Consider the following 26,933-nt stretch of genomic DNA (forward strand, 5'->3'; position numbering starts at 1 on the left):
TTCGGGTGAACTGTGGGTGTGTCGTGTGCCGCCGACGGCCGCCCCGGAGGCGCCGAAGTGATAGTCGGTCTATCCGACCGATACCCGGTCGGCGGCTATCCGGGAGTTCTACCGTGACCACCACCCACGCCGTACGCCGCGTCGCCGCTGCGCTGGCCGTTGCCGCGTTCGGCGCAGGCACCGTGGCGCTTTCCGGGGTGGCGGTCGCCGCCCCGGGCGACAACGGCACCGTCAAGATCCACGCGACCACGACGCCCTTCGACGACAACCGGGACGAGCCGAAGGTGTGCCGGTTCTACCTGGCCGCCTTCCAGTTCGACACGGTCCAGGAAGTGACGTGGTCGATCGACCCGCAGCCCGCCAAGAAGGGGGCGGGGCACCTTGACGGCCAGCTGACGCTCGTCAACGGCACGGGCCACACCGGACCGCTCTCGCTGCCGAACGGCATGTACAAGCTGACCTGGAACTTCGAGGGCCAGAAGGGCAACGCCAAGCAGAAGGTCTTCAAGGTGTCCTGCGCACCCGGCAACATCACCAGCACGGGTGGCGGCACCGGTGGCGGCGGCAACGGCGGCGCTCCGACGGTCAAGGACGTCTTCGGGAACACGGTCCCGGCCGGTGGCTCCGACCTGGGCGGTGGCGGTGGTGCGGGCGGCATCAACCCGCTCCAGGCCGGCGCAGGTATCGCGGTCGCCGGTGTGGCCGTGCTGATCGCCGTTCCGCTGCTCCGCCGCGGCCGCCGCGGCTCCGGGAACTGACCGGCCTCCACGGCCTCGGACCCGAACCCCCGGTCGGCGGGCAGCCGGTGCGCGACGACGAAGCGTGCGGTGACGCGGCGCGGCAGGAGCATCCTGCCGCGCCGCGGCGCCGCCGTCCCGTGAGCGCGCCGCCGGTCAACCCGCTGCGCCGGGCCCGGCACGCGCGGCGCCGCAAGTCCGGGACGTCGGTACGGCTGACGCGGCGCGGCAGGATCCTGACGGTGGTCCTGATGCTGGTCGCCGTCCTGTCCGGGGCCGCCGTCACCGCCGACGCGTTGCGGCCGGCCGCGGGCCCGCCGCAGCCGTCCGCCGAGCAGCGCCCCGACGCGCCGCCCGGGCAAGGGGATGCCGCGCAGGCACAGGCCTCGGCCGGCGGCCCGACGACCGGCCCGGCCTCGCCGACCGCCAAGCCGTCCGGGAAGAGCACCGCCAAGGCGGCTCCTTCGCCCGCCGCGGCGTCCGCCTCGCCCACCCCGCAGGCCCGGCCGGCCAAGCCGATGCCGGTTTCGCCGCCGGTCTCCATCACGATCCCCGTCATCCGCGTCAAGGCACCGCTCACCACCGTCGGCCTCGACGCAAGGGGCTGGATCGCCGCGCCGTCGGTGACGGAGAAGAACCTCGGTGCGTGGTACGAGGGTTCGTCGACGCCCGGGGCCGAGGGCACCTCGGTGATCGTCGGCCATGTCGACGGCAAGAGCGGCCCCGCGGTCTTCTACAAGCTCGGCTCGCTGAAGAAGGGCGCCCGGATCCACGTCGCCCGCAAGGACGGCAGCACCGCGGTCTTCACCGTCTACGGCATCGAGGTCTTCAGCAAGAAGACCTTCCCCGCCGAGCGGGTCTACGGCGGCAGCGGCGTCCCCGAACTGCGCCTGATCACCTGCGGCGGAACGTACAACGGCAAGGCCGGCTACAACGGCAACGTCGTCGTCTTCGCGAGGCTCGCGCCACCCGACTGACCCGTTGGAACCCCTGCGGAAGGCCGGACGACGACCGGGTGTACGTCATCGACGGGCCCGGCCCGCACAGGTGGCTGCCTACCGCCTGCCCGGCCGAGGCGACGCGCAGCCTGGACGCTGCGCGGGATGTGGCGCGGCTTAGGGTGGCGGGGTGCGTACACCTCGGCCGTTGGCGGTTGCTCAGGATGTGTCGGCCGTTCGGCGGCACAATCTGTCGCTGGTGCTGCGGACCATTCGCGATGCCGGGCCGTTGGCGCGGACCGAGATAGCGGAGCAGACCGGGTTGGCGGCGGGGGCGGTCACCAGCCTTGTCGCGAACCTTTCCGATCTCGGATTGGTGCGGGCGACCGGGACGCGGCCGAATCCGGGTGTCGCCGGACGGCCGCGGTCGCCCGTGGAGTTCGACGGCACGACGGCTGCGGTCGTCGGCGCGCACGTCGACGTGCGGTCGGTGACCGTGCTGGCCGCGGATCTGGGCGGGCGGGAGCTGTACCGGCGTACGGTCGAGCACGCTGCCGGGCCCGGGGACCACGCGGCCGTGGTGGCTTGCCTGGGGGCGGAGATCGGTGCGGCATCGGGTGCTGCCCGGCAGGCCGGTGCCCGGCCTGTGGCGGTTGCGCTGGCCATTGCCGGTGTCGTGGTCACGGGCTCGGGGGTGGTGTCGCTCGCGCCCATCTTGCAGTGGCGCGACGTGCCGTTGGCCGGGCTGGTCCGCGACGAGCTGCGGGGGCTGGACGCGGAAGCTGCGGCGCTGCCGATCCTGCTCGACAACGACGCCAACCTGAGCGCGCTGGCCGAGCACCGGGCGCTGCCCGCTGCGGTGGCGCGGCAGGACGTGGTCGTGGTGAGCGGGTACGTCGGTGTCGGTGCCGGCGTCATCGTGGACGGCCGCATCTTCCGCGGCGCGGGCGGCGGAGCGGGGGAGGCCGGGCATCTGTCGGTCGACTCCGGGGGCACGTTGTGCTGGTGCGGCCGCCGCGGGTGCCTGGAAGCGGTCGGGGCGCCCCCGGTCTTGCTCGCGGAGGCGGGAATCGACCCGGCGGGCCCGTCGGTTCGGCCTGCCGCGGACGGCGATCCTGCGGACGCCCTGGCCTTGGCCGTGGCCGAGTTGGTGCGCAGCGCGCAGCGGCGCGATCCGCGGACGCTGCGCGTGCTCGACACCCTGGCCGGGCAACTCGCCGACACCGCGGTGATTTTGACGACGGTTCTGGGTTCGGAGACGGTGCTCCTCGGCGGGCACTACGCGGCCCTCGCGCCGTGGCTGCTGCCGCGCGTGCGGGAGGCGCTGGCCGAGCTGCGCGGTGTCGGCGTCTACCGCAACGTCGAGGCGCGCGGCGGGCTGCTCGGTGCTGCCGCGCCCGTGTGGGGGGCCGCCGCGCTGGCGACGGATCTGGTGCTCGACGACCCGGCGAGCGCCGGACCAGCGGAGTCCGACCCGGCTTGACCTGCCCATGGGATGAGACCCCCTATCCGCCGCGGCCGGGCGGCCCGTAGGGTCCTCGGGGTCCTTGATCAAATGTGGAGGGGAGACGCCATGGGGGCGCCGGCTGTGCAGGGGGATGTGCGAGTGGGCTCGGTGGTCTCGGAAGACGGCACGGTGATCGGCTACCGGAGCACCGGGACGGGGCCCGCGCTGCTGATCGTGCCCGGCGCCCTGCAGATGGCGGCCGACTTCGACGGCCTGGCCGCGGCGCTCGCCGACCGGTTCACCGTGCACACCGTCGAACGGCGCGGCCGCGGGGCGAGCGGCCCGCAGGGCGATGCGTACAGTGCGGTGGCCGAGGTCGCCGACATCGAGGCCGTGCGTGCCGCGACCGGTGCCCGGCTCGTGTTCGGCACCAGCTTCGGCGGCTTCCTCACCTTGCAGGCGGCCCTGAACGGTTCGGCGTTCGACCGGATCGCCGTGTACGAGCCGGGCGTCGCGGTCGACGGCTCGGTGCCGATGGGCTGGGCCGACCGCAGCCGCCGCGAACTGGAGGCGGGCAAGCCGGCCGAGGCGTTCCTGACGTTCGTACAGGGCATCAACCCGGACCTGAGCGGCAAGGCGCCGCGCTGGCTCATGCGCATCATCCTCAAGTTCGCGGTCAAGGGCCCGGAGCGGGAACAGAAGCACGTCCTGCTGGCCGGGTCGATCCGCGAGCACGAGGAATCGGTGCGCACCGAGGCGGACTTCCCGCGGTACGCAGAGGTCGCCGCGCCGGTGCTGCTCATGGCGGGCAAGGACCTCACGACCACCGGCGCGGGCCGGGCGACGGTCCGGCTGAAGGACGTCCTGCCCGACGCCGAGCTGGTCACCTACCCCAAGCTCGACCACTTCGGTCCCGAGGCGAAGCCCGAGGCGGTCGCCGCGGACATCGCGCGGTTCCTGCAGGCGCACAGCGCATAGAACGAGCAAGCTGCGGGGCGCGGCCGGGGAAAGGCCGCACCCCGCAGCGGGCGCATCAGGCCGCCGGGTTGCTCCAGAAGCCGCACTGGTGCTCGTCCGCGAAGTCGCGGAACATCCGGTCGCCGGACGGCCCGAACTTCAGGACGTCGCCGCGCCCGGTCAGCGGCAGCCACGGGGCCAGCCCCGGGCCGTTGGGCGTGCCGTACCAGGCGAATGCGGCCCACGCGCGCTTCATGCGGTCCGCCAGCTTGGCCTGCTCCGCGGTGAACGGGCGGCCCTGCTCGGTGAAGTCGAACAGGTACGCGAGTTCGGCGCTGTGCGCGTTGCCCGTGTCCAGCCCGGGGATGTCCAGGCCGCGCAGCGGCGGGGAGGCCGGGTCGTCGAACTCGTACTGGTACGTGGGCACCTGACGGCTCAGCGACTCCGCGGTCACCTGCGTCTGACAGGCCCACGACGAGTCGGTCAGCACCGCCGACAGCGCATGGAACGGCGTCGGGTACCCGGACACCGGATAGCGCGCGAGGACCTTCGAGGCCACCGAGCCGTACGTGGCACCCACGTAGGCGGTGTACTCCTCGGCCGATATTCCGGCCTGGCCCAGAGCGAACAACTTGCCCTCGGAACGGGTGTTGCCGATGATCACCGGCACCTTGTTCCACTGCCCCGAGGTGATCGCCTCGTACGGCGCGCGGGGCAGCAGCTTGCCGCCCGCGGCCGGGCCCAGCGGGGGCAGGTTCATGCCGGCCGCGGTCAGCGCCGCGATCGGCACGTTGCGCAGGCACGCGGCGGCGGTCGCCGCGTCCGGGCAGCCGAGCGATGCGGCGAACGCGGCACCCTGCGCCTGCGCGTCGGCCAGCGGCCGCGCGGACAGGAAGCTGCACGGGCCGCTCTGCAGCACGGCTTTGGCGAACAGGCCCTTCGCAGCCGGGGCGCCGAGCAGCGCGCAGACCGAGCCGCTGCCCGCGGACTGGCCGGTGACCGTGACGTTGCCCGCGTCGCCGCCGAAGGCGGTGGCGTTGTCGCGCACCCAGCGCAGCGCGGCGATCTGGTCCAGGGTGCCCCAGTTGCCCGAGCCCTCCGGCGTCTCCGCGTCGAAGCCCGGAAGACCCAGGTAACCCAGCGCGCCCAGGCGGTAGTTGATGCTCAGCACGATCGCGCCGGTGGTGTCCGCGGTCGTGCGGCCGGCGAACTGGACGCCGGTGCCCTGCTGCCAGGCTCCGCCGTGGATCCACACGATCACCGGCAGTTTGGCGCCGGGCCGGGCGCCGCGCGGGCGGTAGAGGTCCAGGGCGAGGCAGTCCTCGCTGCGCGGGTACGCCGGGTCGACGCCGACCGGCGCGAACTGGATGCATGCGGCGGACTGCGCGGTGGCGTCCCGGGTGCCGGACCAGCGCGGTACGGCCGCCGGGGCGCGGAAGCGGAGCGCGCCGACCGGCGGCGCGGCGTACGGGACGCCGAGGAACTGCTCGGCGCCGCCGACGGCCTGGCCGCGCAGCAGGCCGGACTTCGCGGCCGCGACGGGAGCGCCGCGGTCCGGACCGGCCGGATGGGCGGCGGCCTGCGGGGCGGCGAGCAGTGTCGCGACCAGGGCGGCCGCGGCGGCCGCGCACGTGGCGGCGCGAGTGCCGGGGCGGACGCCCGAGCGGGTGCCGGAGCGCAGCCGGAATCTCGGTGCCCGGTCGGGGTGTTCGGGCGGTGATGTGGCCAAGACGGCCTCCAGGGAACTGGTGCAGTGTATTAATTCTGGCTATGAATTAATTCGCGGGGAGACTACTCCCGTTCCCCGTGCGGCCGCCAGACCCGGCCGCGGATCGGCCTGCGATACCGGGCAACTCGCCGCAAATGCCGCCAGGTTCCCCCGCGTCGGTGATGGCGCACGGCCCGGCATCGGTGTATTCCAGGGGGAAGCGGACTGCCGACCGTCCTGGGGGAAGACAGCATGAGCGTTTCGCACTACGTCCACGAGCACGGCACGATCGACCCGCCGGCGGTGGAGGAGGTGGCCGACGGGGCGTTCGCGTACATCCAGCCGGACGGCACCTGGTGGATCAACAACACCGGCTTCCTGGTCGGCGACGGCGGTGCCGTCGCGATCGACACCTGCGCGACCGAGCGCCGCACCCGGCTCTACCTGGGCACCATCGAGCGCGTCGCGGGCGGCGCCCCGGTGCGCACGCTGGTCAACACCCACCACCACGGCGACCACACGCACGGCAACTACCTGGTGCCCGGCGCGACGATCGTGGCGCACGAGAAGACCCGGGCCGAAGTCCTGCGCTACGGCCTCATGGAGCGCGACGCGGTGTGGCCCGGCGTCGACTGGGGCGACCTGCGCGTCGCCGCGCCGTTCCTGACCTTCGCCGAGTCGGTCACCCTGCACGTGGGCGACCTGCGGGCCGAGGTGCGGCACTTCGGGACCGCCGCGCACACGTCCAACGACTCTGTGGTCTGGCTGCCCGACCAGCGGGTCGTGTACACCGGCGACCTGATCTTCAATGGCGGTACGCCGTTCCTGCTCATGGGCTCGCCGATCGGCTACCTGCACACCCTGGAGCGGCTGCGCGAGCTCGACGCGGCGACGCTGGTGCCCGGGCACGGCCCGGTCTGCGGGCCCGAGCAGATCGACGTCGCGGTCCGCTACACCGCGTTCCTGATGGAGACCGCCGCGCAGGGCCGCGCGGCCGGCCTCGACCCGCTGGCCGCCGCCTACGAGGCGGACCTCGGCGAATGGGCTGAGCTCAGCGACCCGGAGCGCCTGGTGGGCAATCTGCACCGCGCCTACGCCGAACTGTCCGGCGGCGAGGTGGACACGTATGGAGCCCTCGCCGACATGATCGCCTACAACGACGGCAAGCCTCTGACCTGCTACGCCTGAGCTCCGCGAGCCGCGGCGGGCCGGCCGCCGCGTCCCTCTTTCCGGGCATTGGCCGGAAAACCGATCAAGAAGGGACGATCCGGTGCCGATCGTCGTGATGCGGAGGTTCCGCAGGCACGGCGATCGGGGATCGGCATGACAGGTGGCAGGGTGCGCGTCCAGTCCTTGGTCTGGTCGACGGGCGGACTGCGATTACTCCCCGGACCGCGGCGTCAGGCCTCGGCGCCGCGCTCGCCCGAGGCGGCCGGCAGCCGCCCGCCCTCCGACGGTGCATCCGGCGCGGCCGCTCCGGACGCACCGGGCGCCGAGCGACGGCCTGCCGCGGGCAGCGCGAGTGCGGTCAGGGCCGCGGCCGCGGCGATGCCCGCCGCCAGGCCGAACACCAGCCGGTAGGCGTCCAGGCTGGCGATCTCCAGGCCGGCCGCGTCCATCGTCATCTGGGTGAGGACCAGCGCGACCACGGTGCTGCACACCGCCTGGCCGATGGTCCGCATCAGGACGTTCAGCCCGGTCGCGGCCGCGGTCTGCTGCTGCGGCACCGCCTCGATGATGAGCATCGGCAGGGCCGAATAGGCGAGCGTGGTGCCCACCGAGCACAGCGACGCGCCCAGCGTGATCAGCCACAGGCTCTCGCTGGTGAACACCCGGAACGTGTACGCCGCGGCGATCACCGCGGTGCCCAGCGCCAGCGTCACGCGCGCGCCGTACGCGTTCGACATGCGCGCCGACATCGGCGACAGCAGCACCATGATCACACCGCCGGGCAGCAGGCACAGGCTCGCGGTGACCGCGGACGCGCCGAGTCCGTACCCGGTCGACTCCGGGGCCTGCACCAACTGCGCGGTGGAGAGCCAGTTCGCATAGAACGCGAACCCGGTCAGCAGCGCGGCCGCATGCGGCAGGAAAACGGTCCGGCGGGCCGCCAGCCGCAGGTCGACCACCGGCTCCTTGGTGCGGAGCTGGTGCCATCCCCAGAGCAACAGCACGGCGACGCCGCCGCCCAGCAGTGCGGGAACCGCCGCTCCGGTCCAGCCCCACTCGCCGCCCTTCGACACCGCGAGCAGCACCGCGACCAGGCCGATGCCCAGCAGGACCGTGCCCACCAGGTCGAAGCGGCCGGGCGTGCGCACCGGCGACTCCGGCACCACGAGCCAGGCGGCCGCCAAGCCGAGCAGTCCGAGGCCGGTCGTGACCCAGAACATGGTGTGCCAGTCGGCGTGGTCCACCAGCACCGAGGCCAGCGGCAGCCCGAAGGCGGCGCCCAGACCGACCGTGGAACTCATCAGCGCGGCCGCCGAGTTGACCTTGTGCGGCGGCAGCTCGTCGCGCAGGATGCTGGTCGCCAGCGAGACCACCACCGCCGCGGTGCCCTGCAGCGCCCGGGCGAAGATCAGCACGCGGATGTCCGAACTCACCGCGCACAGTGCCGAACCGGCGGTCATGGTGGCCAGCGAGGCGAGCACCACGCGGCGTTTGCCGTACATGTCGCCGGCGCGCCCGAGCACCGGGTTGAGCACCGCGCCGGTCACCAGCGTCGCGGTGAGCATCCAGCTCACCGTGGCCGGGGAGGCACCGGTGTGCCCCGGCAGGTCCGGCAGCAGCGGCACCACGACGGTCTGCATCAGGGCCATCAGCACCCCGGCGTAGGCCAGGACGGGAACGATCAGGCGCTCCCGGACCGTGCGGCCTCCGCTCGGCGACGTTTCCAAGAGTGCAGCTCCGTCCCGCCGGCGCCGAGAGGGCGGCCCGGCGGAAGATCATGTCCGGAACCGAACATAGGGAACATCCCGAGCGGCATCAACAGCCCGCGCCAAGAAATCTGACGGACCGTCAGGTGACGTCTCCCACAAGGCGCGATTGCCGGTGCCGCGGCCGGCAGGGGCGGGTGCGCCCCCGCGGGCCGCAGGCCGCCCGGCCGGCGGTGCGCCGGGCGGCCCGGGCCGGTCAGAAGCCGGTACGCGGGCCGGGCAGGCGGACCGGGTGGTGGGTCAGGTCGTGCGGGACGTACTTGTAGCCGACCCTGCGCACCGTCGCGAGGCGGTAGCGGTGCCGGGCGCCCAGCTTCCGGCGCAGCCGCGCTATGTGCACGTCCACCGTGCGCCCGCCGCCCGCCTCCGGGTAGCCCCATACGGTCTCCATCAGCTGGCGGCGCGTGAAGACCTGCTTGGGGTGCAGCAACAGGTAGGCGAGAAGCTCGAATTCCAGGAACGTCAGCTCCAGCGTGCGGACCCCGACGGACGTGGTGCGCTCCTCCAGGCAGACCCGGAGGCCGTCGTCGACGAGCAGCCCCTCGGTGCTGCGGTGCGCGGTCGAGCCGCGGTGGCCGCGCGGCGGGCCGGCGGGTTCGGCGGACGCGGATAAGCGCCCGTCCGGCGGTATGTCGCCACGGCGAGCGAGCCCGGCTCCGAACGCTGGGCCGTGGAGTGCCCGAGTGGGTGCGTGCGTCATCGCGCTGTGTCTCCCTTGGGAAGGCCCGCGGTCCGCATCGTGTCCGCCCGGCGGGGAGGCCGGGGGCCGGGTGCGGAGCGGGCGGACTCGGCACGGGGAGGGACCGCCGGTCCGGCCGCCGCCGGGTGGCCTGGGCGAACCCGCCCCGCGTGGCGGGCGGCGCGTTTTGTGCAGCATCGAGTCACATCCCCCGTGTGTCTGTGACGGCCAGTCAAACAAACATCACTTTGGGTGTCCAGGGGCGTGGGGGCACTCGTGTGACCTGATGGTGCGACGCGCTGATGCTGCTACGCGGCGTGCCGCGGACCTGCCGCGCGCGCTGCCGGACGACGGGATGCCGGGGGCTGCGCGGCCCGCAGCAGGGCGAGCCGGTCGGCGGTCGTCCGGCCGCCCCAAATGCCCTGCGGCTGCCGGGTGGACAGCGCCCAGTCCAGGCACCGGGCGCGCACCGGGCAGGCCGCGCACACGCGCAGGGCCGCAGCGTGCCCGGAATCCCCGTCCTGGGGAGCGGCGTCGGTGTCCTGGAACATCGCCGGGTCGCTGCCCCGGCACGCCGCCGCGGCCATCCACGTCATCGAATCGTCCATCGAAGTTCCACCTCCGGCCATCCCCGGTGCCCCGAACCGCGTTCTGCATTCATCCGGTTCATCCGGTTCATCCGGCTCAAACGGTTCGACCGGTTCATCCGGACGCGAGGCCGGCGAGCTGCGCGAGGCTCTGCCGGGCAGCATGCGCGACCGCCTCCGCGGTGAGGCCGAACTTGCGGTACAGCACCTGGTGTTCCGCGGACGCGCCGAAGTCGCGCAGGCCGACCACGCGGCCCGCGTCGCCGACCAGGTCGCGCCACGGCATGGCCACCCCGGCCTCGACCGCGACCCGCGCCCTGACCTGCGGCGGGAGCACCATGTCGCGGTAGTCGCAGCGCTGTTCGTCGAACCACTCGCGGCACGGCATGGAGACCACGCGGGCCGCGACCCCGTCCCGGGCCAGCATGTCCTGCGCATCGAGCGCGAGGGCGACCTCCGAACCGGTGGCGATCAGCAGCACCTCGGGCTCGTGCGGCAGCGGCTCCGGCGCGTCCCGCAGGATGTAGCCGCCGTACGCCGCCTCCGAGGCCAGCGAGCACGCGGCAGGACCGCGGCCGCGGTCCAGGACCGGGAGTTCCTGCCGGGACAGCGCCAACGCCACGGGCCCGTCGGTGCGTTCGACGGCCGCCCGCCAGCAGGCCACCGTCTCGTTCGCGTCGGCCGGCCGGACCACCGCGAGCCCGGGTATCGCGCGCAGCGCGGCCAGATGCTCCACCGGCTGGTGGGTCGGCCCGTCCTCGCCCAGCCCGACCGAGTCGTGCGTCCACAGGTAGACCACCGGGAGCCCGGCCATCGCGGCCAGCCGCACCGTGGGCCGCATGTAGTCGCTGAACGCCAGGAACGTCGAGCCGTACGGCCGGGTGAGCCCGTGCGCCGCGATCCCGTTCATGATCGCGCCCATCGCATGCTCGCGGACCCCGAAGTGCACCGTGCGGCCGTACGGGTCGCCCGGCCACCCCCGGGGCATGCGCGACTCCGGCAGGAAGGACGCCTCGGCCGGCATCGTGGTACTCGTGCTGGACGCCAAGTCGGCCGAACCGCCCCACAGTTCGGGCAGCCGGTCGGCGACCGCGGCGAGCACCGCACCGGACGCCTCCCGGGTGGCGATCGGGCCGTCCCCGGGATCGAACACCGGCAGCGCGTCGTGCCAGTCGAGCGGCAGCCGCCCGGCGCGCAGCCTGCCGAGCAGTGCGGCGCGCTGCGGATCCGCGGTCTTCCAGCGGGCGTAGTCGCTCATCCAGTGCACCCGGGCGCGCGTGCCGCGGTCGCGGACCAGCCGCACGTGCTCCAGGATTTCCGGTTCGACCGCGAACGCCTCGCCGGGCGCGAAGCCCAGCAGCTTTTTGACCGCGGCCACTTCGTCCTCGCCGAGCGCCGAGCCGTGCGCGCGGCCGGTTCCGGACAGGCCGGGTGCGGGCCAGCCGATCACGGTGCGCAGCACGATCAGCGACGGGCGCGTGCTCTCGCCCTGCGCGGCCGCGATCGCGGCGAGCAGCGTGTCGACGTCCTCGACGTACTGGCCGGTCGCGGTGAAGTCGACGGTCTGGACGTGCCATCCGTACGCCCGGTAGCGGGCCGGCACGTCCTCGGACAGCGCGGTCTGCGTACTGCCGTCGATCGAGATGCCGTTCTGGTCGTAGAACGCGATGAGGTTGCCGAGTTCCTGGTGCCCGGCCAGCGAGGACGCCTCCGCGCAGACCCCTTCCATCAGGTCGCCGTCCGAGGCGATCACGTAGACGAAGTGGTCGAACGGGCTTGCTCCTGCGGGTGGTTCCGGATCGAGCAGGCCGCGCACGCGCCGGGCGGCCATCGCCATGCCGACCGCGTTGGCGAAGCCCTGGCCGAGCGGGCCGGTGGTGACCTCCACGCCGGGCGTATGCCGCAGCTCCGGGTGGCCCGGCGTCGCCGAGCCCCAAGTGCGCAGTGCGCGCAGGTCGTCGAGTTCCAGGCCGTAGCCGGAGAAGTAGAGCTGGATGTAGAGGAGCAGCGAGGCGTGCCCGCAGGACAGGACGAGCCGGTCGCGGCCGATCCACTCGGGGTCCGCCGGGTCGTGCCGCATGACCTGCTGGTGCAGCAGGTAGGCCAGCGGGGCCAGGCTCATCGCGGTCCCGGGATGCCCGTTGCCCTTGTGCTGCACGGCGTCGGCGGCCAGGACGCGGGCGGTGTCCACGGCGCGCACGTCGGCGGTGGTCCAGCCGGCCGCCTGCGCGAGGGGCAGGGCGAGCGCGGGGTCGCGGCGCCGGAGCGGCGGTGCGCCGGCGGGGCCGCCCGGATCGGCGGCGCGGACGGAATCGGCGGCCGGGGACTCGGGCATGGGTCACCTCTCGCGAAGACGGGGCAGCGGTCCTCTTGACCGCTGCCCCGCTCGCGCAGGGGCATTCGCCGGCGCGGGCCGCCGATGATGCCGCCGCTGCCGCTACTGGCCCGGCTCGTCGTCCTCGGGGAGGTGCGGGGTGCCGCCGGCCAGTGTCTCGGCGAGCAGGTCGTCGTCGGTCGCGCCGCGCCGCCAGTAGCCGGTGAAGGTGACCGACTTGCGGTCGAATCCGCGGTCCCGGACCAGGTTGCGGCGTACGGCCTTGACCGAGCCGGCCTCGCCCGCGATCCACGCGTACGGGGTGCCCTCGGGCAGTTCCGCCGCCTCGACCGCGGCGGGCAGCGCGTCGGCGCCGTCCCGGACCAGCCAGGTCACCTCGGCGTCGGCCTCGGTGGGCAGTTCACGGCGGTCGCCCTCGTGCGGCACCGAGATCCACACCTTCGCCGGCAGGCCGGCGGGCAGCCAGCGCAGGATGCCCTCGACGGCGGGCAGCGCGGTCTCGTCGGCGGTGACCAGCACCCAGTCCGTGCCGTCCGGCAGTTCGAAGTCGACGCCGCCGTTGGCCGGCGACGAGGGGCCGATCACCACGACGCGGTCGCCGGGCGCGGCCTTCTGCGCCCAGCGCGATGCGGGGCCGAGGTCGCCGTGCAGCGCGAAGTCGACGTCCACCTCGTCGGGTTCGCGGCGGGCGTCGCGGACCGTGTAGGTGCGCATGACCGCGCGGGTCTCCGCGGGGACCGCCATCCACTGCGCGAACCAGTCCTCGCCGGCGTCGACCGGGACCACGGGGGCGTCCTGGCCGGGGTGCGGCAGGAAGATCTTCAGCCGCTGGTCGCGGCCGTCGCTGACGAAGGCCTTCAGGTCCTCGCCGCCGAACGTGACGCGGACCATGTCGGGGCCGATCCGGTCGGCGCGCAGCACGGTGAGGTCGAAGAACCGGTAGGGGAGCTCGGGGGTGGTCATCGCGGGGCTCCTGTCGTCGTACGGAAGCAGGCGTACGGAGTGCGGAGTTCGGGGGAGGGTGCGGAAGTGCGGGCGGGGGGGGCGGGGCCCCCCCCCGGGGCCCCCCCGCGGCGGGGGCGGGGGGGGGGTTTTGGGGGGGGGGGGGGGTGGGGGGGGGGGGGGCGCCGGCCCGGGCGGCCGGCCGCCCCCGGGATCAGGCGGCCTTCTTGGCCTTGCCGAGCGCGTCGGCGAGCTGCTCGAGGACCGGCGCGAAGCCCGCGTACGAGAAGCGCGGCTCGCTCGCCCACGGGAAGACCTGGCCGGCCTTGACCGCGGCCAGCTCGTTCCAGGTCGGCTTCGCGGCGAGGTCCTTGGGCTGCAGGGCCGAGGAGCGGTTGTCGAGGATGATCACGTCGGGGCGGTACTTGCCGGCGTTCTCCCAGCTCAGGCTCTCGAAGTAGCCCTGCGGGTCGAGCTTGTCCGGCACGATGAAGTCGACGCCGAGCTCCTTGAAGAACTGCAGGTCGGCGGACTGCGCCGGGTTGGACGTGTAGAACAGGTCGGCGGACCCGGACGCGGCCAGGACCTTGAGGCCGCCGTTCGCCTTGACGGCCTGGCGCAGCTTCTCCGCGGCGGCCTCGAAGCGGGCCTTGGCGTCGACGGTCTTCTGCGCCTTGACGTCCGCGCCGAGCGATGCGGCCAGCTCGGTGTAGCGGGCCAGGATGTCGGCCATCTTGGCGCCCTTGGCGACCCGGATCGCGGCGGTCGGCGCGAGCGGGACGATCTTGTCCTTGCTGTCCGCCGGGACGTACCAGAGCTCGTCGTCGTCGTACACGTTGGTGATGAGCAGCTCGGGCTGCAGCGCCGCGTACTTCTCGATGGCGAACTGGCCGTACTCGTTGCCGATGATGGTGACCTTGTCGACCGCCACGTCGCCGGCCTGCACGTCGGCCTTGCCGTCCGCGGTCTTCGTCGGGCCGAAGACGCCGACGCAGTCGAGCCCGTAGTCCTTGAGGACCGCGGCGCTGCCGATGAACGCGACGATGCGCTTCGGGGTCTTCTTGGCGGTCACGGTCTGCCCGCGGTCGTCCTTGAAGCTCCACGGGCCGTTCCCGGAACCGGCTTCCGGCGCCCCCGTGTTGCCGGTGCTGCCCGCGGTGTCCTTCTTGTCGTCGCTGCCGCACGCGGTGGCGAGCGCACCCAGGCCGAGGGCGGCCCCTGCGGCGAGGATTCTGCGCCGGGTGGGGGAGACGGCGGGAACGTGCGGCATGGAACTGCTCCTTCGCGGAGACGGGAGTCGTCGGGGCGGCCGCAGGCAGGAGCGCACCACCGCGGGGGCGCGGCGGAGAAACGGGTACCTACCGGCGGGTTCGAGGGCTTAGGTTAACCTAACCTCACTTGATGTCCAGGGGCCGGGGTGAACGTCACATTCCGGCCGGTGTGCGAACGGAGCACGTGTGTGAGAGCCGCGCCGTCGAGCAGCCCGCCGCAACCGCGGCAGGCCGAGTCGACTGCAGCCGCTGCGGGGGCCACCGCCCTTGCGGAGAAAGCGACTTCGCGACGACAGATACCGACAGCCGTCGGCATCTGCGGCTCGCTCCTGCTGCTCGTCGCGGCCGTCCTGCTCAGCCTCGCGCTCGGCTCTCGGCCGCTGAGTATCGGCCAAGTCTGGGACGGCCTCTTCCATCCCGGTTCGACCGGATATGCGGTCGTGCACGACATGCGCCTGCCGCGCACCGTGCTCGGTCTCCTCGTCGGCGTGTCGCTCGGCGTGGCCGGCGCGGTCATGCAGGCGGTCACCCGCAACCCGCTCGCCGACCCCGGTCTGCTCGGCATCAACGCCGGAGCCTCCGCCGCAGTGGTCACCGCCATCGTGATGTTCGGGGTCACCAGCTTCACCGGCTACATCTGGTTCGCGTTCGCCGGCGCGGCGATCGTCACCGCCCTGGTCTACGCGGTCGGCGGCGGCCGCAGCGCCACCCCGGCCCGGCTCGCACTGGCCGGCACCGCACTCAACGCGGCCCTCTTCTCCTACGTCCAGGCCGCCATGCTGGTCGACAGCTCCGCACTCGACGACATGCGCTTCTGGACGGTCGGCTCGCTGGCCAGCGCCGAGATGGGCACCGCCGCCAAGCTCGGCCCGTTCGTCGCGGTCGGCCTGCTCCTCGCCCTCGCCCTGGCCCGCCCGCTCAACGCCCTCGCCCTCGGCGACGAAGCGGCGAAGGGCCTCGGCGGCCGGCCGGACCGCACCCGGGCCGGCGCCCTGGTCGCGGTCACCCTGCTGTGCGGCGCGGCCACCGCGGCCTGCGGCCCGCTGGTCTTCGTCGGCCTGCTCATGCCGCATGCGGTACGCACCTTCACCGGTCCGGACCTGCGCCGCCTCGTCCCGTACTGCGCGGTCCTCACCCCGGTGCTGCTGCTCGGCGCGGACGTCCTGGGGCGCGTCATGGCCCGCCCCTCCGAGGTCCAGGTCGGCACCGTCACGTCGGTCGTCGGCGGCATCGGCTTCCTGATCCTGCTGCGCCGCGCCAAGGAGGTGCGCGCATGAGCACCGGCATCCGCATCGGCAAGACGCATGCGAGCCGCGACCGTTCGCTGCGCGTCGGCCCCCTGTCGGTACGCTTCCGGCCGCGCGCGATGCTGGCCGCCCTGGCCTGCGCGGCCGCCGCCCTGGCCATTGCGGTGGTCCTCATCGGCAGCGGCGACTACCCGCTCGGCCCCGGCAAGGTCGTCGACGCGGTGTTCGGCAACGGCAACCCGGCCGACGTCTTCATCGTCCGCGAACTCCGGCTCCCGCGGGCCGGGGTGGCGCTGCTGGTCGGCGCCGCGCTCGGCCTGTCCGGGGCGGTCTTCCAGGCCGTCGTGCGCAACCCGCTCGGCAGCCCCGACCTGCTCGGCTTCACGTCCGGCTCGGCGGCCGGCGCGCTCGTGATGATCGTCCTGGTCGGCAGCGGAGCCGGGGCGGTGGCCTTCGGCGCCGCGGCCGGCGGGCTGCTGGCCGGCGTCCTGGTCTACGTGCTCGCCTGGCGGCGCGGCGTGCACGGCTTCCGCCTGGTGCTCACTGGCATCGGCGTCACCGCGATCCTGACCGGGGTCAACGGCTACCTCATGACGCGCGCCAAACTCGTCGAGGCGCAGCGCGCGTTGCTGTGGATGACGGGCAACCTCGACGGCCGCGACTGGGCCGACGTGATGCCGCTCGCGGTCGCGATGGCCGTCCTCGTCCCCGCACTGGTGATCGGCTGCGGCCCGGCGCTGCGCATGCTGGAGATGGGCGACGACGCCGCGGCCGCGCTCGGGGTCCGCGTGGAACGCGTCCGGCTGGTGCTGCTGGCCGGGGCGATCGTGCTGGTCGCGCTGGCCGCCGCGGCCGCCGGACCGGTCTCGTTCGTGGCGCTCACCGCACCGCAACTGGCCCGCCGCCTCACCGCGGCACCCGGCCCCAACCTGCTGCCGTCGCTCTTCATGGGCGCGGTGCTGCTGGTGGGGTCGGACTGGATCGCGCAGCGCGCGTTCTCCGACAACCCGCTCCCGGTCGGTGTGGTCACCGGCCTGCTCGGCGGCGGATACCTGGTGGCGATGCTCGCGGCCCAGCGCCGCGCGGGAAGGATCTGACGGACAGTGAGCGCGATGACCGACAAGGCCGGCGTGACCGCCGTACCGCCCGCACCCCGTTCCGCGGCCGGCGCCGGACCCGGCACCGCCGAGCCCCGGCTGCACGGCGACGCCCTGACCCTGGGCTACGACAAGCGCACCATCGCCACCGACCTCACGGTGGCGATCCCGGACCGCTCGTTCACCGTGATCGTGGGCCCCAACGCGTGCGGCAAGTCCACCCTGCTGCGTGCCCTGGCCCGCATGATCAAGCCGTCCCGCGGCCACGTGCTGCTCGACGGCCGCGACATCTCCGCGCTGCCCGCGAAGCAGGTCGCCCGGACGCTCGGGCTGCTGCCGCAGAGCTCGATCGCGCCGGACGGCATCACGGTCGCCGACCTGGTGGCCCGCGGCCGCTATCCGCACCAGAAGCTGCTGCGCCAGTGGTCCCCGGACGACGAGCGGGTGGTCGCGGCGTCGATGGAGGCCACCGGGGTCGCCGAGCTCGCCGACCGCGCGGTCGACGAACTCTCCGGCGGGCAGCGGCAGCGTGTGTGGATCGCGATGGCGCTGGCCCAGGAGACGCCGCTGCTGCTGCTCGACGAGCCGACCACGTTCCTGGACATCGCGTACCAGATCGAGGTGCTCGACCTGTGCGCCCGGCTGCACCGCGAGGAGGACCGCACGCTCGTCGCGGTCCTGCACGACCTCAACCAGGCGACCCGCTATGCGACGCACCTGATCGCGATGCGGGACGGCCGCATCGTCGCCGAGGGCGCGCCCGCCGAGGTGGTCACCGCCGAACTCGTCGAAGAGGTCTTCCACGTGCCGTGCCGCATCATCGACGACCCGGAGACCGGCACGCCGCTGGTCATCCCGGCCGCACCGGGCACCCCGCTCGGGGTCCGCTGACCGTGCGCCCGGGCCCGGACACGGACCCGGAAACAGACCCGGCCCCGGCCCCGGCCCCGGCCTTGGACTCGGTCCGGGACCCGGGGCCGGGCCGGGCGGTGCTTCAGGCCTGCGCGGGGGAGGGCGCGGTCATCTCGCGTATCGCCTCGACGTAGGCGCGCATCCGGGCGTTCTCCGCGGCGGTCCGCCACACGAGCGCATGCTGCAAGTACGGGGTGTCCTTCGCCGGCACGTACCGCACGTCCGGGCGCTGGTAGTACTCGAGGAGCTGCGCGTCGCCGATCGCGACGCACTCGCCGGCCGCGACCAGCGCGAGGATCTCCTGGTAGGTGCCGCACACTTGCTCGGTGCGGGCGATCGGCACGCCGGCCGAGGACCGGGCCGGATGGTACGGAGTCAGCCACGACTCGGGGACCTCGGGGACGATCGCCGGGAAGCGCTCCCCGGCGATGTCGTCGTACGCCAGCTCGGCCCGCTCGGCCAGTGGCGAGCGCACCGGGACCGCGATGTGGATCGGCGAGTCCAGCACCACCGGGCCGACCGTGATGTCCGGCTCGTCGAGCGGGATGAGCGTCACCTGCATGTCCAGCCGGCCGTCCCGCAGCGGGTGGATGTAGTCGCGCAGCTGGACCTCGTGCACCTCGACCGCGCAGTCCGGATGGCGCTCCCGGAACAGCGCCGCGGCCTTGTGCGCGTGCAGGCCCGACTGCACGCCGAGGAACCCCACCCGCAGGACGCCCTCGATGCCGCGCGCGGCACTGGCGGCGCGCGACACCGCCTCCTGGATCGCGTCGAAGTGCGGCCGGAGGTCGGCGTACAGCTGACTGCCCAGCGGGGTGAGCGCGACGCGGCGGCTGGTCCGCTCGAACAGCGGACCGCCCAGCCGGCGCTCGACCTTCTTCAGCGTCTGGCTCACCATCGCGCCGGACAGATGCAGCCGCTCGGCGGTGCGGCCGAAGTGCAGCTCTTCGGCAAGCGTCAGGAAGATCTCCATCTCGTGGCGTTCCACGGCCCCGCCTTCCCCGCTTTGTTCATCGGCAGTGAATGATCATCACCGCTGAAACCTCCCCGACCACGGAGTTCTCCCCGCGCCCCCGGCCTCACCCTAACGCGGACGCTCAGCAGCGCTGAATGGTCAGTCCATTGCGCGCGAAATGTGCCGCAAACCGATCCCCCGGGATCGATAAGCCGGGGTGAACGCCGCTTCTCCAGGCTGTCCTTGATGGCCTGGGGCGGGGCTGCCGATCATGGACAAGTCATCCACGAGGGGGAGTCTTGTCATGACAAATGCTGTTTCTGCTGCTGCTTCTGTGCGTACGGGAACCGGAGTCGGAACCGGGCCCGGCAGAATGCGCAGCCGAGCCCGCGGCGCGGAGACCGCGGCCGACATCGGCATCGCGCTGACCGCCGCCGACCGGTTCCTCGACGCCGAGCAGGCGTTCGCCCGCGGCCTGGCCGACGCCGAACGGGACGGCGTGCTGTGGGCGGTGCCGCTGCTGCGCAGCTACCGGGCGCAGATGTGGTTCGCGGCCGGCCGGCTGCCGCTCGCCGCCAAGGAGGCCGCCGCCGCATTGCGCATCTGCGACGACTTCGGGATGCGCCCGATGTCGGTGCTCGCCCGCGCGGTCCTGGCCCGCATCGCGGTGGCCTGCGACGACCTCCCGGCGGCGGGTGCGTACCTCCTGCCCGCCCGGCGGCTGGCGGACCGCGGCGTGCAGAGCGAGGTCGACGAACTCCTGCTGGCCGAGATGCTGCTCGCCCACGCCACCCGGCGGCCCGGGCACGCGCTGCGCACCGGCGACCGCATCTACCGGGAACTGCCGGAGCGCTGCTGGCTGCTGGGCTACGACCCGGCCATCGCCACGGACCTGGTCCGCATCGCGCAGATGGGAGAACGCCCCGAGTATGCGGCCCGCGCCGCGCAGGCGGCCGCCGCGCTCGCCGCGCACAACCCGCGCGTCCCGTCCGCGCAGGCCGCGGCCGCGCACGCCGGGGCGCTGCGCTCCGGGCGGCCGGAGGACCACCGCGCGGCCATCGACGCCTGCCGCCGGGCACCCCGCCCGCTCATGCTGGCCGCAGCGCTGGCGGACGCGGCGCGGGCCGAAAGCAACGAGGCCGCGGCCGCGACCTATTGGGCCGAGGCGTACGACATCGCGGATGCGGCCGGGGCCAAGCGCATCGCCGCGGATGCCCGCGACGCGCTGCGCGTGATCGAGGGGCGCCGCCGCCCTGCGGCCCGTCCGGAGGCCGGGGGATGGCACGCCGTCACGGTTTCCGAGATGCGGGTCGTACGGCTGGTCGCGGGCGGCATGACCAACCGTCAGGTGGCGCAGCAGCTCTACCTGTCGCCGCATACCGTCGACGCGCACCTGCGCCGGGTCTTCGCCAAGCTCGGCGTGCGCAACCGCGCCGACCTGGCACGTGCGTGCGCGGCCCGGGGCTCGGCAGGCGGCAGTTCGGTGGCCTGAGGCGGCAGGGCGCGGCGGGGCCGCGCCTTCGTCCCCGGCCGATACGGATAGCTATCCGTATCGGCTAGGATGGCGGCGGCGCACTCAGTCCGCAGGGAAAGGCCGGCGACCATGAGCGAATCCGGACCCGTCGAGCTGTCCCTCGGCGCCGCCTCCGCGCCCGAACGGGCCGATGCGGTCCGCAGCCGCGCCAAGATCCTGGCGGCCGCGGCCGAACTGGTCGCCGAGAAGGGCCCCGACGCGCTGACCATGAACGCCGTCGCGCATGCCGCGGGCATCGGGGTCGGCACGGTATATCGGCGCTTCGGCGATGTCGGGCAGCTGCTGTCCGCACTGCTCGACGCACGCGAGCGGCAGTTCCAGGCGGATTTCATGAGCGGCCCGCCGCCGCTCGGCCCGGGCGCCCCGCCCGCGGAGCGGCTGCGCGCGTTCCTGCACGCCGTCGTGGACCGGGTCGTGGCGCAGCACGACATCCTGCTGGCCATCGAAATCGCCGACCCGTGCGCGCGCTACGCGCGCAAGCCGTACCGCGTCATGCACATGCACGTGGCGATGCTGCTCGCCGAACTGCGCCCGGAAGCCGACGCCGGGCCGGTCGCGGACCTGCTGCTTGCGCCGGCCTCGCCCAGCCTGGTGCAGCACTTGCACCGCGACTGCGGGCTGCCGGTCGCGCGCATCAAGCAGGCCGTCGACGACGTGCTCGGACTGTACGGATGGGCTGGGCCGGATGAGCCGAGAACGGAGACGGCCGGCTGACACGTCCCGACTTGTGCGGCGCGTTCAGTCGGCCGGCAGGACGGCGATGGCGCACACGGCGATGCCGCCCGCCGCCGCCCACTGCCCGTCCAGAAAGTCGAAAGGCCGGTCCGCGACCAGCAGGCGGGCCCGGAACGTCCTTGCCTCGGGGTCGAATTCGACGTCCGCGTCCTCGAACCCGAGCCAGCGCCCGGTGACCGGGAACCACGCCTTGTAGACGGCCTCTTTCGCGCTGAACAGCAGGCGGTCCCAGCACACTTCGGGAAATTGCGCGGAGTACGCGGCGAGCCTGGCGCGCTCCTCGTCCGAGGAGGTCATGCGCAGCACCCCGTCCGGCAGCGGGAGGGCGGGCTCGGCGTCGATGCCTATCGTCCGCACCTCGTCCCGCCGTGCGACGGCCGCGGCGCGGTAGCCCGCGCAGTGGGTCATGCTGCCGACCACGCCGTCCGGCCAGGCGGGCGCGCCGCGTTCGCCCGGCAGCAGCGGCGCGGGCGGGACGCCGAGTCGGGCCATCGCCGCCCGCGCGCAGTGCCGCACCGTGGTGAACTCGCGGCGGCGCTTGTCGACCGCCTTCGCGATCCGGGCCTCTTCCTCCGGAAACAGCACGGCGCCCGCGGGGTCGGCACCGAACCACTCCTCGGCACGGACCTGCGCGGGCAGCACGGACGCCAGCAGCGCCCCCGCCGGTACGCGGAGTTCGGTCACCCGGCCGACCCTACCGGTGGGCACCCCGGGCGCTTCGGGCCAGTGCCGCCCACCGGCAGGCCCGGCTGCGGACGCGGACCGGCGGCATCCGCCAGGGGTGTCGAACTGACGCGGATGCCGCCGGGACCCCCCTGAGGCCGTCTACCCGCGGGGGAGAGGCGGGGAGACGCAGGGGGTGGGGGCCGGAGAGCCACGGGGGAGCCCTCCGGCGCGTGGCCGCCCCGAGGGGCGGCGCCGGGTCACTTGCCCAGCGCGGCCACGCCCGCCTGCGCGAACTGCTCGTCCAGGTCGCCGCTCGGCGCGCCCGCGACGCCGATGCCCGCGATGGGCGCGCCCTTCAGCTGCACCGGGGCGCCGCCGCCGAGGAACAGCGTGCCCGGGATGTCCTTCAGGTTCGGGGTCTGGGCCAGGCGGCCGACCAGCACCGAGGTCGGCGCGTTCCAGGACACCGCGGTGAACGCCTTCTTCTCCGCCGACTCGTACGACTGCGGGCCGGCGCCGTCGCCGCGCAGCGTCACGATGGTGTTGCCGTTGCGGTCCACGACCGCCACGGTCACTCGCTGGTTCGCCGCCTCCGCGGCGTCCAGGGCGGCCTGCGCGGCCTTGGTCGCGGCGTCGATGGTCAGGTGGTCGGAGGCGAAGGTGTCCTTGTTCTTGACCTCGCCCTTCGCCGCGGCGGCGGCCGGCGCGGCCTGCGGGGCCGAGTCGCCGGGGGAGGCCGCGGCCACCGCACCGAAGGCGCCGGCGCCCACCGCGACGAGAGCGGCGGAACCGGTCAGGACACGGGTGCGCAGCGAGAGGTTCTTCATGGGGATCGTCTCCAGGTCTCGAAGGTGCTCTTTCGGGAGCACTTCGATCCTCGGCTCGCCCGAGGCCTCCGAGGGTCCCCGGAGTGGATGCGGCCGCGCGGCATGATGGACGACGCCGGGGTCAACCGATCGGTCGATGGCGCACCCCGGATCCCGGGATACAAAGCAAGGATGGACGTGGAACCAGTGCGCCGGCCGCGCGACGAGGCGGAGACCGGCACCGGATGGATGGACGCCGCGATGTCGGTGTCCTTCGTGGTGCTGCTGGTCGGCGCCATGGCCCGCTTCCTCATCCGGCACCCGGGCGCCGCCGACACCCCCTGGGTCGTGGCGCTCACCTCCGCGGTCGCCCTGGCGTACGTGGTCCGGCCCGGCACCGACGGCGACGGCCCGGCCGGCCGGTGGACCAAGGTGTGGCTGGGCTGCTTCACGTGCGCCTGGGTGGTGCTCGTGGTGATGGCGCCGAGCTTCGCGTGGAGTGCGGTGCCCATCGTCTACACCGCGCTGCGGCTGCTCTCCGAACGCGCCGCGCTCGTGCTCATCGGGCTGCTCACCGTGATCGTGGTGGCCGCGCAGGTCCGGATCAGCGGCGCCGACCCGCTGCTCATCCTGGGCCCGCCCGCGGTGGCCGGCCTGGCGTCCGCCGTGTTCCTGCACATGCAGCGCCAGTCCGCCCGGCAGCGGCGGCTCATCGACGACCTCATCCGCACCCGCGCCGGGCTGGCCGCCAGCGAGCGCCGGGCCGGCACGCTGGCCGAGCGCGAGCGGCTGTCGATGGAGATCCACGACACCCTCGCGCAAGGCCTGTCCAGCCAGCGGATGCTGCTGCAGGCCGCCGACCGGGTCTGGGACGCCGATCCCGACGCGGCCCGCCGGCACGTCGGCACCGCGTCCGGCATCGCGGAGCGCAACCTGGCCGAGGCGCGCCGATTCGTGCACGACCTCGCGCCCGCGGACCTCGCCGACGGCGGCGGCCTGCCCGCGGCGCTGCAGTCGCTCGCCGACCGCGAGTCGGCCAACGCCGACGGGCTCGTGGTGCGCTTCCGGACCGACGGGCGCCCCACCCCGCTGCCTGCCGCGGTCGAAGCCGCGCTGCTGCGCATCGCCCAGGGGGCGGCCGCGAACATCCGCGAGCACGCCCGGGCCACCGAGGCGACGCTCACGCTCAGCTTCCTCGGCGACGAGGTCGTCCTGGACGTCGCGGACAACGGACGCGGGTTCACCCCGCAGGCGCGCGGCGGCACACGCGTCGGCTCGGAGGCAGGGGGGCCGGCGTCCGCGGCGGGGGAGGACGCGCCGCGCAGCCCCGGGCAGCCCCGCCCGGCCGGGCCGTCCGACCGCGGGCACGGCATCCCCGCGATGCAGGCCCGGATCCGCCAGCTCGGCGGCACCCTCACCGTCGAGTCGGCGGCCGGCGACGGGACCGTCGTCTCCGCGGCGGTGCCGCTCCCGGGCGCGGACACCCGGCGCCCCGGGACCGGTTGAACCGCGGCGCACCGCCGCACCGGACGTGCACGAGCAGCAGAAGCCGAAGAAGCACGACCAGCAGAAGAAGCAGAAGAAGCAGAAGAAGCGGAACGAGCGAAGGAGAAGCCGGCATGGCGACACCGACCCCGGGATCCGGCGGAGCCGACGTCCGCGTCCTGCTCTGCGACGACCACACCGTGGTCCGCGCCGGGCTGCTCGCGCTGCTCGCCAGCGCCCCCGGCATCGAGGTCGTGGGCGAGGCCGCGACCGGCGAGGAAGCCCTCGCCGCCGCCGCCAAGCTGCGCCCCGACGTCGTCCTGATGGACCTGCACCTCGGCAGCGGCATGGACGGCATCGAGACCACCCGCCGGGTGGTCGCCGAAGTCCCGGGCACCCGCGTCCTCGTGCTCACCACCTACGACACGGACGCCGACGTCACCCGGGCGGTCGAGGCCGGCGCCACCGGATATCTGCTCAAGGCCGAGCGCCCCGAGGAGCTCTTCGCGGCAATCCGGGCCGCCGCCGAGGGCCGCGCCGCACTGTCCGCGCCGGTGGCCAACCGGGTGATGGAGCGCATGCGCAGCCCGCGCGCCGCACTCACCGACCGGGAGCTCGACATCCTCGGCCAACTCGCGCACGGCCTGGGCAACCGCGAGATCGCCCGCGCGCTGTTCATCAGCGAGGCGACGGTCAAGACCCACCTGGTGCGCATCTACAACAAGCTCGGCGTGGACACCCGGGCCGGCGCGGTCGCGGTGGCCAAGGAGCAGCGCCTGCTGCCCTGAACGTCCCCCGAACGGCCGCCGGACGCTTCCGAGGCCGCCCCGGGCAGGCCCGCGACGGCGTCCGCCGACAGGACCGAACCGGCCGGAAAGCCGACAATATGACCATGAGTTCGAGCGACCCCGCCTACGAGGCCTTCGAGTCGACCACCGTCATCGCCGCGCCGCCCGAGCGCGTCTGGCAGGCCCTCACCGACCCGGAGCTGATCCCCGCCTACTTCGACGACAGCGGCCCCGAATCGGACTGGCAGGTCGGCTCGGCGGTCCTGTGGCGCATGGAGCCGGGCGCCGAACCGCGCGACGCCGGGCAGGTCGTGCTGGCCGCCGACCCGCCCCGGCTGCTCGCGTACACCTGGCATACGTACGAGCCGGAAATCGTGGAGATGTTCGGGTGGGACGACGCCCGCGCCGAAGAGGCCCGCAAGGAGCCGCTCACCCAGGTGGTCTTCCGCCTCGCCGCGGTCGACGGCGGCACCGAACTGTCCCTGGTCCACGAGGGGTTCGTACCCGGCAGCGAGATGCTCGCGGCGGTGCGCACCGGCTGGCCGGAGATCATCGCCGGGCTCAAGGCGACCGCCGAGGCCGCGCCCTGAGCGGCCGCCCTCGCCCTGCTTCACCCGAATGCGCGCACACGTCCTGCGCTCTGCGTGGGATAGATGGACAGGAGCCCGGTTACTGCCCCGGGCCCGCTGCTCCTGTCGCCGGCCAGAAAGACCCTGTACGTGAACGACGGTGACAGCATGCTCCACCCGCCGTGGCCTGCCCCGGCGGGCGCCGTGCCGTTCGGGGCGGACGACCATGCCCGCTCCGGCTTCGACCTCGCCCATCTCCTCGGCCGGCTCCCGCCCGGCCTGCGCACCGTGTACCGCGCCTCGGAGTCCCTGGTCCGCAGCACCTCGCGCGACGAGGTCCTGGACCTGCTGCTGCGCACCTTCCCGCGGCTGCTGCGCGCCACCCAGTCCACGGTCGCGCTCGGCGACGGCGTACGGCTGCACATGCACCGGGTGCCCGACCCCGCGCCGCACGTCGACGCGCCCCGGCTCGTCCCGCTGGACGCCGCGCACCCGGTCGCGGCCGTCGCCCGGACCGGCCGGGAGTGGTTCCTCACCGTCGAGGAGCATGACGAACTCCCCGGCGAGACCAAGCCCCTGGTGGCCGCCCCGGGCACCCGGGCCTGGTGGATGCTGCCGCTCGTGGACGACGGCGGCCGCCCGGTCGGCGCCTGGACGCTCGGCTTCCGCGCCCCGCGCCCGCCCGCGGCCGAGACCCGCGCGGCGGTCCGCGAGGTCACCCGGATGGCCGGGCACGCGCTGGACCGCACCGGCGCGACCCAGCCGTACCTGGACTTCGTGGAGGCCTTCCGGGCCGGCACGTCCTTCGAACACCCCGGCGCGGTCCCCGGCATCGAGTCCGCGGTCCGGCACCGCCCCGCGCACGAGGCCGCCGACCTGGGCGGCGACTGGTACGACGTCTTCGCGCTGCACGGCGACCTCGTGGTCCTCGCGGTCGGCGACGTGCAGGGCCACGGACCCGAGGCCGCCCCGATGATGTCGCGGCTGCGCACCCTGCTCCGCGCCTACGCCGTCGACTACCGCGACCCCGGCATGGTCCTCACCCGCGTCAACGACTTCCTCGACCGCTTCCCGACCCCCGTGCACGCCACCTGCCTGCTGGCCTACCTGGACACCGGCACCGGCGAAGTCGTCGCGGCGAGCGCCGGCCACCCGCCGCTCATGGTCGCCGCCGCACACGGCGTCGAGGTCCTGGAACACCCCGGCGACACGCTCCCCTTGGGCGTGGCCGGCGGGCAGCGCTACGTCTCCACGCGCTTCGCCCTCGCCCCCGGCGGCATCCTCGCGCTGTCCACCGACGGGCTCCTCGAAGGCCCGGACATCGACCTGGACGCCGGCATCGCCCGCCTGGCCCGCGACCTCTCCGGCGACGTATCGGTGCCCCTCGACGACCTGGCCGGCGCGATGTTCACGCACGCCGACCACACCGGCCACCGCGACGACGCCACCCTCCTCCTCGCCCGGCGGGACCGGATCACCTCCTAATGCTGTTGTCAACCCGCTGATGTGACCGGGAGTTCGTGTTGGTAGCACCGTCCGTCACGGATGAGGGCCCACAGGACGTTCACGCGTCGGCGGGCCAGAGCGAGCACGGCCTGGGTG

General features: G+C 73.9%; 24 protein-coding genes. 14 read left to right on the plus strand and 10 right to left on the minus strand.

The features are described 5' to 3' along the window. Positions 1-113 precede the first annotated feature (113 nt). The 4 genes from LZ495_RS33315 (at position 114) to LZ495_RS33330 (ending at position 4,100) form a co-directional block, all read left to right on the plus strand. On the plus strand, positions 114-758 hold the full coding sequence (locus LZ495_RS33315; protein ID WP_235056787.1) for a hypothetical protein: 645 nt from the start codon (positions 114-116) through the stop codon (positions 756-758). 119 nt (positions 759-877) lie between these two features. After that, positions 878-1,714 carry a class F sortase gene (locus tag LZ495_RS33320; protein WP_235056788.1) on the plus strand — a complete coding sequence of 279 codons (837 nt, stop codon included), beginning with the start codon at positions 878-880 and terminating at the stop codon, positions 1,712-1,714. Between the two features lie 220 nt (positions 1,715-1,934). Continuing rightward, a complete protein-coding gene (locus LZ495_RS33325; RefSeq protein ID WP_235056789.1) occupies positions 1,935-3,158 on the plus strand; it encodes an ROK family protein in 1,224 nt (407 codons plus the stop codon). A 90-nt stretch (positions 3,159-3,248) separates the two neighbouring features. Continuing rightward, positions 3,249-4,100: an alpha/beta fold hydrolase gene (locus LZ495_RS33330; RefSeq protein ID WP_235056790.1), complete on the plus strand. Its 852-nt coding sequence runs from the start codon at positions 3,249-3,251 to the stop codon at positions 4,098-4,100. Between the two features lie 55 nt (positions 4,101-4,155). On the opposite strand, the gene LZ495_RS33335 is transcribed toward LZ495_RS33330, so the two are convergent. Continuing rightward, entirely contained in the window at positions 4,156-5,808 is a 1,653-nt protein-coding gene (locus tag LZ495_RS33335; protein WP_235056791.1) for a carboxylesterase/lipase family protein, read from the minus strand. A gap of 231 nt (positions 5,809-6,039) precedes the next feature. Between LZ495_RS33335 and LZ495_RS33340 the strand changes: the two genes are divergently transcribed. Beyond that, positions 6,040-6,975 (plus strand): MBL fold metallo-hydrolase, encoded by a 936-nt coding sequence (locus LZ495_RS33340; protein WP_235056792.1) that lies wholly within the window; start codon positions 6,040-6,042, stop codon positions 6,973-6,975. A 212-nt stretch (positions 6,976-7,187) separates the two neighbouring features. Here LZ495_RS33340 and LZ495_RS33345 read toward each other — a convergent pair whose 3' ends face one another. The 6 genes from LZ495_RS33345 to LZ495_RS33370 all read right to left on the minus strand — a co-directional run bounded on the left by LZ495_RS33345 (position 7,188) and on the right by LZ495_RS33370 (position 14,536). Next, a complete protein-coding gene (locus LZ495_RS33345; protein ID WP_235056793.1) occupies positions 7,188-8,684 on the minus strand; it encodes an MFS transporter in 1,497 nt (498 codons plus the stop codon). Positions 8,685-8,919: 235 nt separating this feature from the next. Next, positions 8,920-9,423 carry a winged helix-turn-helix domain-containing protein gene (locus tag LZ495_RS33350; RefSeq protein WP_235056794.1) on the minus strand — a complete coding sequence of 168 codons (504 nt, stop codon included), beginning with the start codon at positions 9,421-9,423 and terminating at the stop codon, positions 8,920-8,922. 287 nt (positions 9,424-9,710) lie between these two features. After that, positions 9,711-10,010, minus strand: a complete 300-nt coding sequence (locus LZ495_RS33355; RefSeq protein ID WP_235056795.1) for a WhiB family transcriptional regulator — start codon at positions 10,008-10,010, stop codon at positions 9,711-9,713. A gap of 94 nt (positions 10,011-10,104) precedes the next feature. Then, on the minus strand, positions 10,105-12,324 hold the full coding sequence (gene tkt, locus LZ495_RS33360; protein ID WP_235056796.1) for a transketolase: 2,220 nt from the start codon (positions 12,322-12,324) through the stop codon (positions 10,105-10,107). 102 nt (positions 12,325-12,426) lie between these two features. Next, entirely contained in the window at positions 12,427-13,287 is an 861-nt protein-coding gene (locus LZ495_RS33365) for a siderophore-interacting protein (RefSeq protein ID WP_235056797.1), read from the minus strand. Positions 13,288-13,480: 193 nt separating this feature from the next. Next, positions 13,481-14,536, minus strand: a complete 1,056-nt coding sequence (locus LZ495_RS33370; RefSeq protein WP_235056798.1) for an ABC transporter substrate-binding protein — start codon at positions 14,534-14,536, stop codon at positions 13,481-13,483. Between the two features lie 189 nt (positions 14,537-14,725). Between LZ495_RS33370 and LZ495_RS33375 the strand changes: the two genes are divergently transcribed. The 3 genes from LZ495_RS33375 to LZ495_RS33385 are packed head-to-tail and all read left to right on the plus strand — an operon-like array spanning position 14,726 to position 17,772. Beyond that, complete coding sequence (locus tag LZ495_RS33375; RefSeq protein ID WP_372498678.1) at positions 14,726-15,814, plus strand: FecCD family ABC transporter permease; 1,089 nt, start codon at positions 14,726-14,728, stop codon at positions 15,812-15,814. After that, positions 15,811-16,881 (plus strand): FecCD family ABC transporter permease, encoded by a 1,071-nt coding sequence (locus LZ495_RS33380; RefSeq protein WP_235056799.1) that lies wholly within the window; start codon positions 15,811-15,813, stop codon positions 16,879-16,881. The genes LZ495_RS33375 and LZ495_RS33380 overlap by 4 nt, the downstream gene beginning before the upstream one ends. Before the next feature lie 15 nt (positions 16,882-16,896). Beyond that, positions 16,897-17,772 (plus strand): ABC transporter ATP-binding protein, encoded by an 876-nt coding sequence (locus tag LZ495_RS33385; protein ID WP_235056800.1) that lies wholly within the window; start codon positions 16,897-16,899, stop codon positions 17,770-17,772. A 103-nt stretch (positions 17,773-17,875) separates the two neighbouring features. On the opposite strand, the gene LZ495_RS33390 is transcribed toward LZ495_RS33385, so the two are convergent. Continuing rightward, entirely contained in the window at positions 17,876-18,781 is a 906-nt protein-coding gene (locus tag LZ495_RS33390) for a LysR family transcriptional regulator (RefSeq protein WP_235056801.1), read from the minus strand. 340 nt (positions 18,782-19,121) lie between these two features. Here LZ495_RS33390 and LZ495_RS44360 point away from each other — a divergent pair, with 340 nt between their 5' ends. Together LZ495_RS44360 and LZ495_RS33400 are read left to right on the plus strand one after the other, a co-directional pair. After that, entirely contained in the window at positions 19,122-20,240 is a 1,119-nt protein-coding gene (locus tag LZ495_RS44360; RefSeq protein ID WP_268823657.1) for a helix-turn-helix transcriptional regulator, read from the plus strand. Positions 20,241-20,351: 111 nt separating this feature from the next. After that, positions 20,352-20,996, plus strand: a complete 645-nt coding sequence (locus LZ495_RS33400) for a TetR/AcrR family transcriptional regulator (protein ID WP_235056802.1) — start codon at positions 20,352-20,354, stop codon at positions 20,994-20,996. A gap of 24 nt (positions 20,997-21,020) precedes the next feature. Here LZ495_RS33400 and LZ495_RS33405 read toward each other — a convergent pair whose 3' ends face one another. Together LZ495_RS33405 and LZ495_RS33410 are read right to left on the minus strand one after the other, a co-directional pair. Then, complete coding sequence (locus tag LZ495_RS33405) at positions 21,021-21,671, minus strand: 4'-phosphopantetheinyl transferase family protein (protein WP_268823674.1); 651 nt, start codon at positions 21,669-21,671, stop codon at positions 21,021-21,023. A gap of 269 nt (positions 21,672-21,940) precedes the next feature. Then, positions 21,941-22,510 carry a GlcG/HbpS family heme-binding protein gene (locus LZ495_RS33410; RefSeq protein WP_235056814.1) on the minus strand — a complete coding sequence of 190 codons (570 nt, stop codon included), beginning with the start codon at positions 22,508-22,510 and terminating at the stop codon, positions 21,941-21,943. A 171-nt stretch (positions 22,511-22,681) separates the two neighbouring features. Here LZ495_RS33410 and LZ495_RS33415 point away from each other — a divergent pair, with 171 nt between their 5' ends. The 4 genes from LZ495_RS33415 (at position 22,682) to LZ495_RS33430 (ending at position 26,816) form a co-directional block, all read left to right on the plus strand. Next, positions 22,682-23,995: a sensor histidine kinase gene (locus LZ495_RS33415; protein WP_372498679.1), complete on the plus strand. Its 1,314-nt coding sequence runs from the start codon at positions 22,682-22,684 to the stop codon at positions 23,993-23,995. A 113-nt stretch (positions 23,996-24,108) separates the two neighbouring features. Next, the gene (locus LZ495_RS33420; protein ID WP_235056804.1) at positions 24,109-24,762 is read left to right on the plus strand and encodes a response regulator; all 654 of its coding nucleotides are present in this window, start codon (positions 24,109-24,111) and stop codon (positions 24,760-24,762) included. A 104-nt stretch (positions 24,763-24,866) separates the two neighbouring features. Continuing rightward, entirely contained in the window at positions 24,867-25,352 is a 486-nt protein-coding gene (locus LZ495_RS33425; protein WP_235056805.1) for an SRPBCC domain-containing protein, read from the plus strand. 129 nt (positions 25,353-25,481) lie between these two features. Beyond that, entirely contained in the window at positions 25,482-26,816 is a 1,335-nt protein-coding gene (locus LZ495_RS33430; RefSeq protein ID WP_235056806.1) for a PP2C family protein-serine/threonine phosphatase, read from the plus strand. The last annotated feature ends 117 nt before the right edge of the window (positions 26,817-26,933 follow it).

Source organism: Yinghuangia soli (assembly GCF_021502675.1).
Lineage (GTDB): Bacteria > Actinomycetota > Actinomycetes > Streptomycetales > Streptomycetaceae > Yinghuangia > Yinghuangia soli.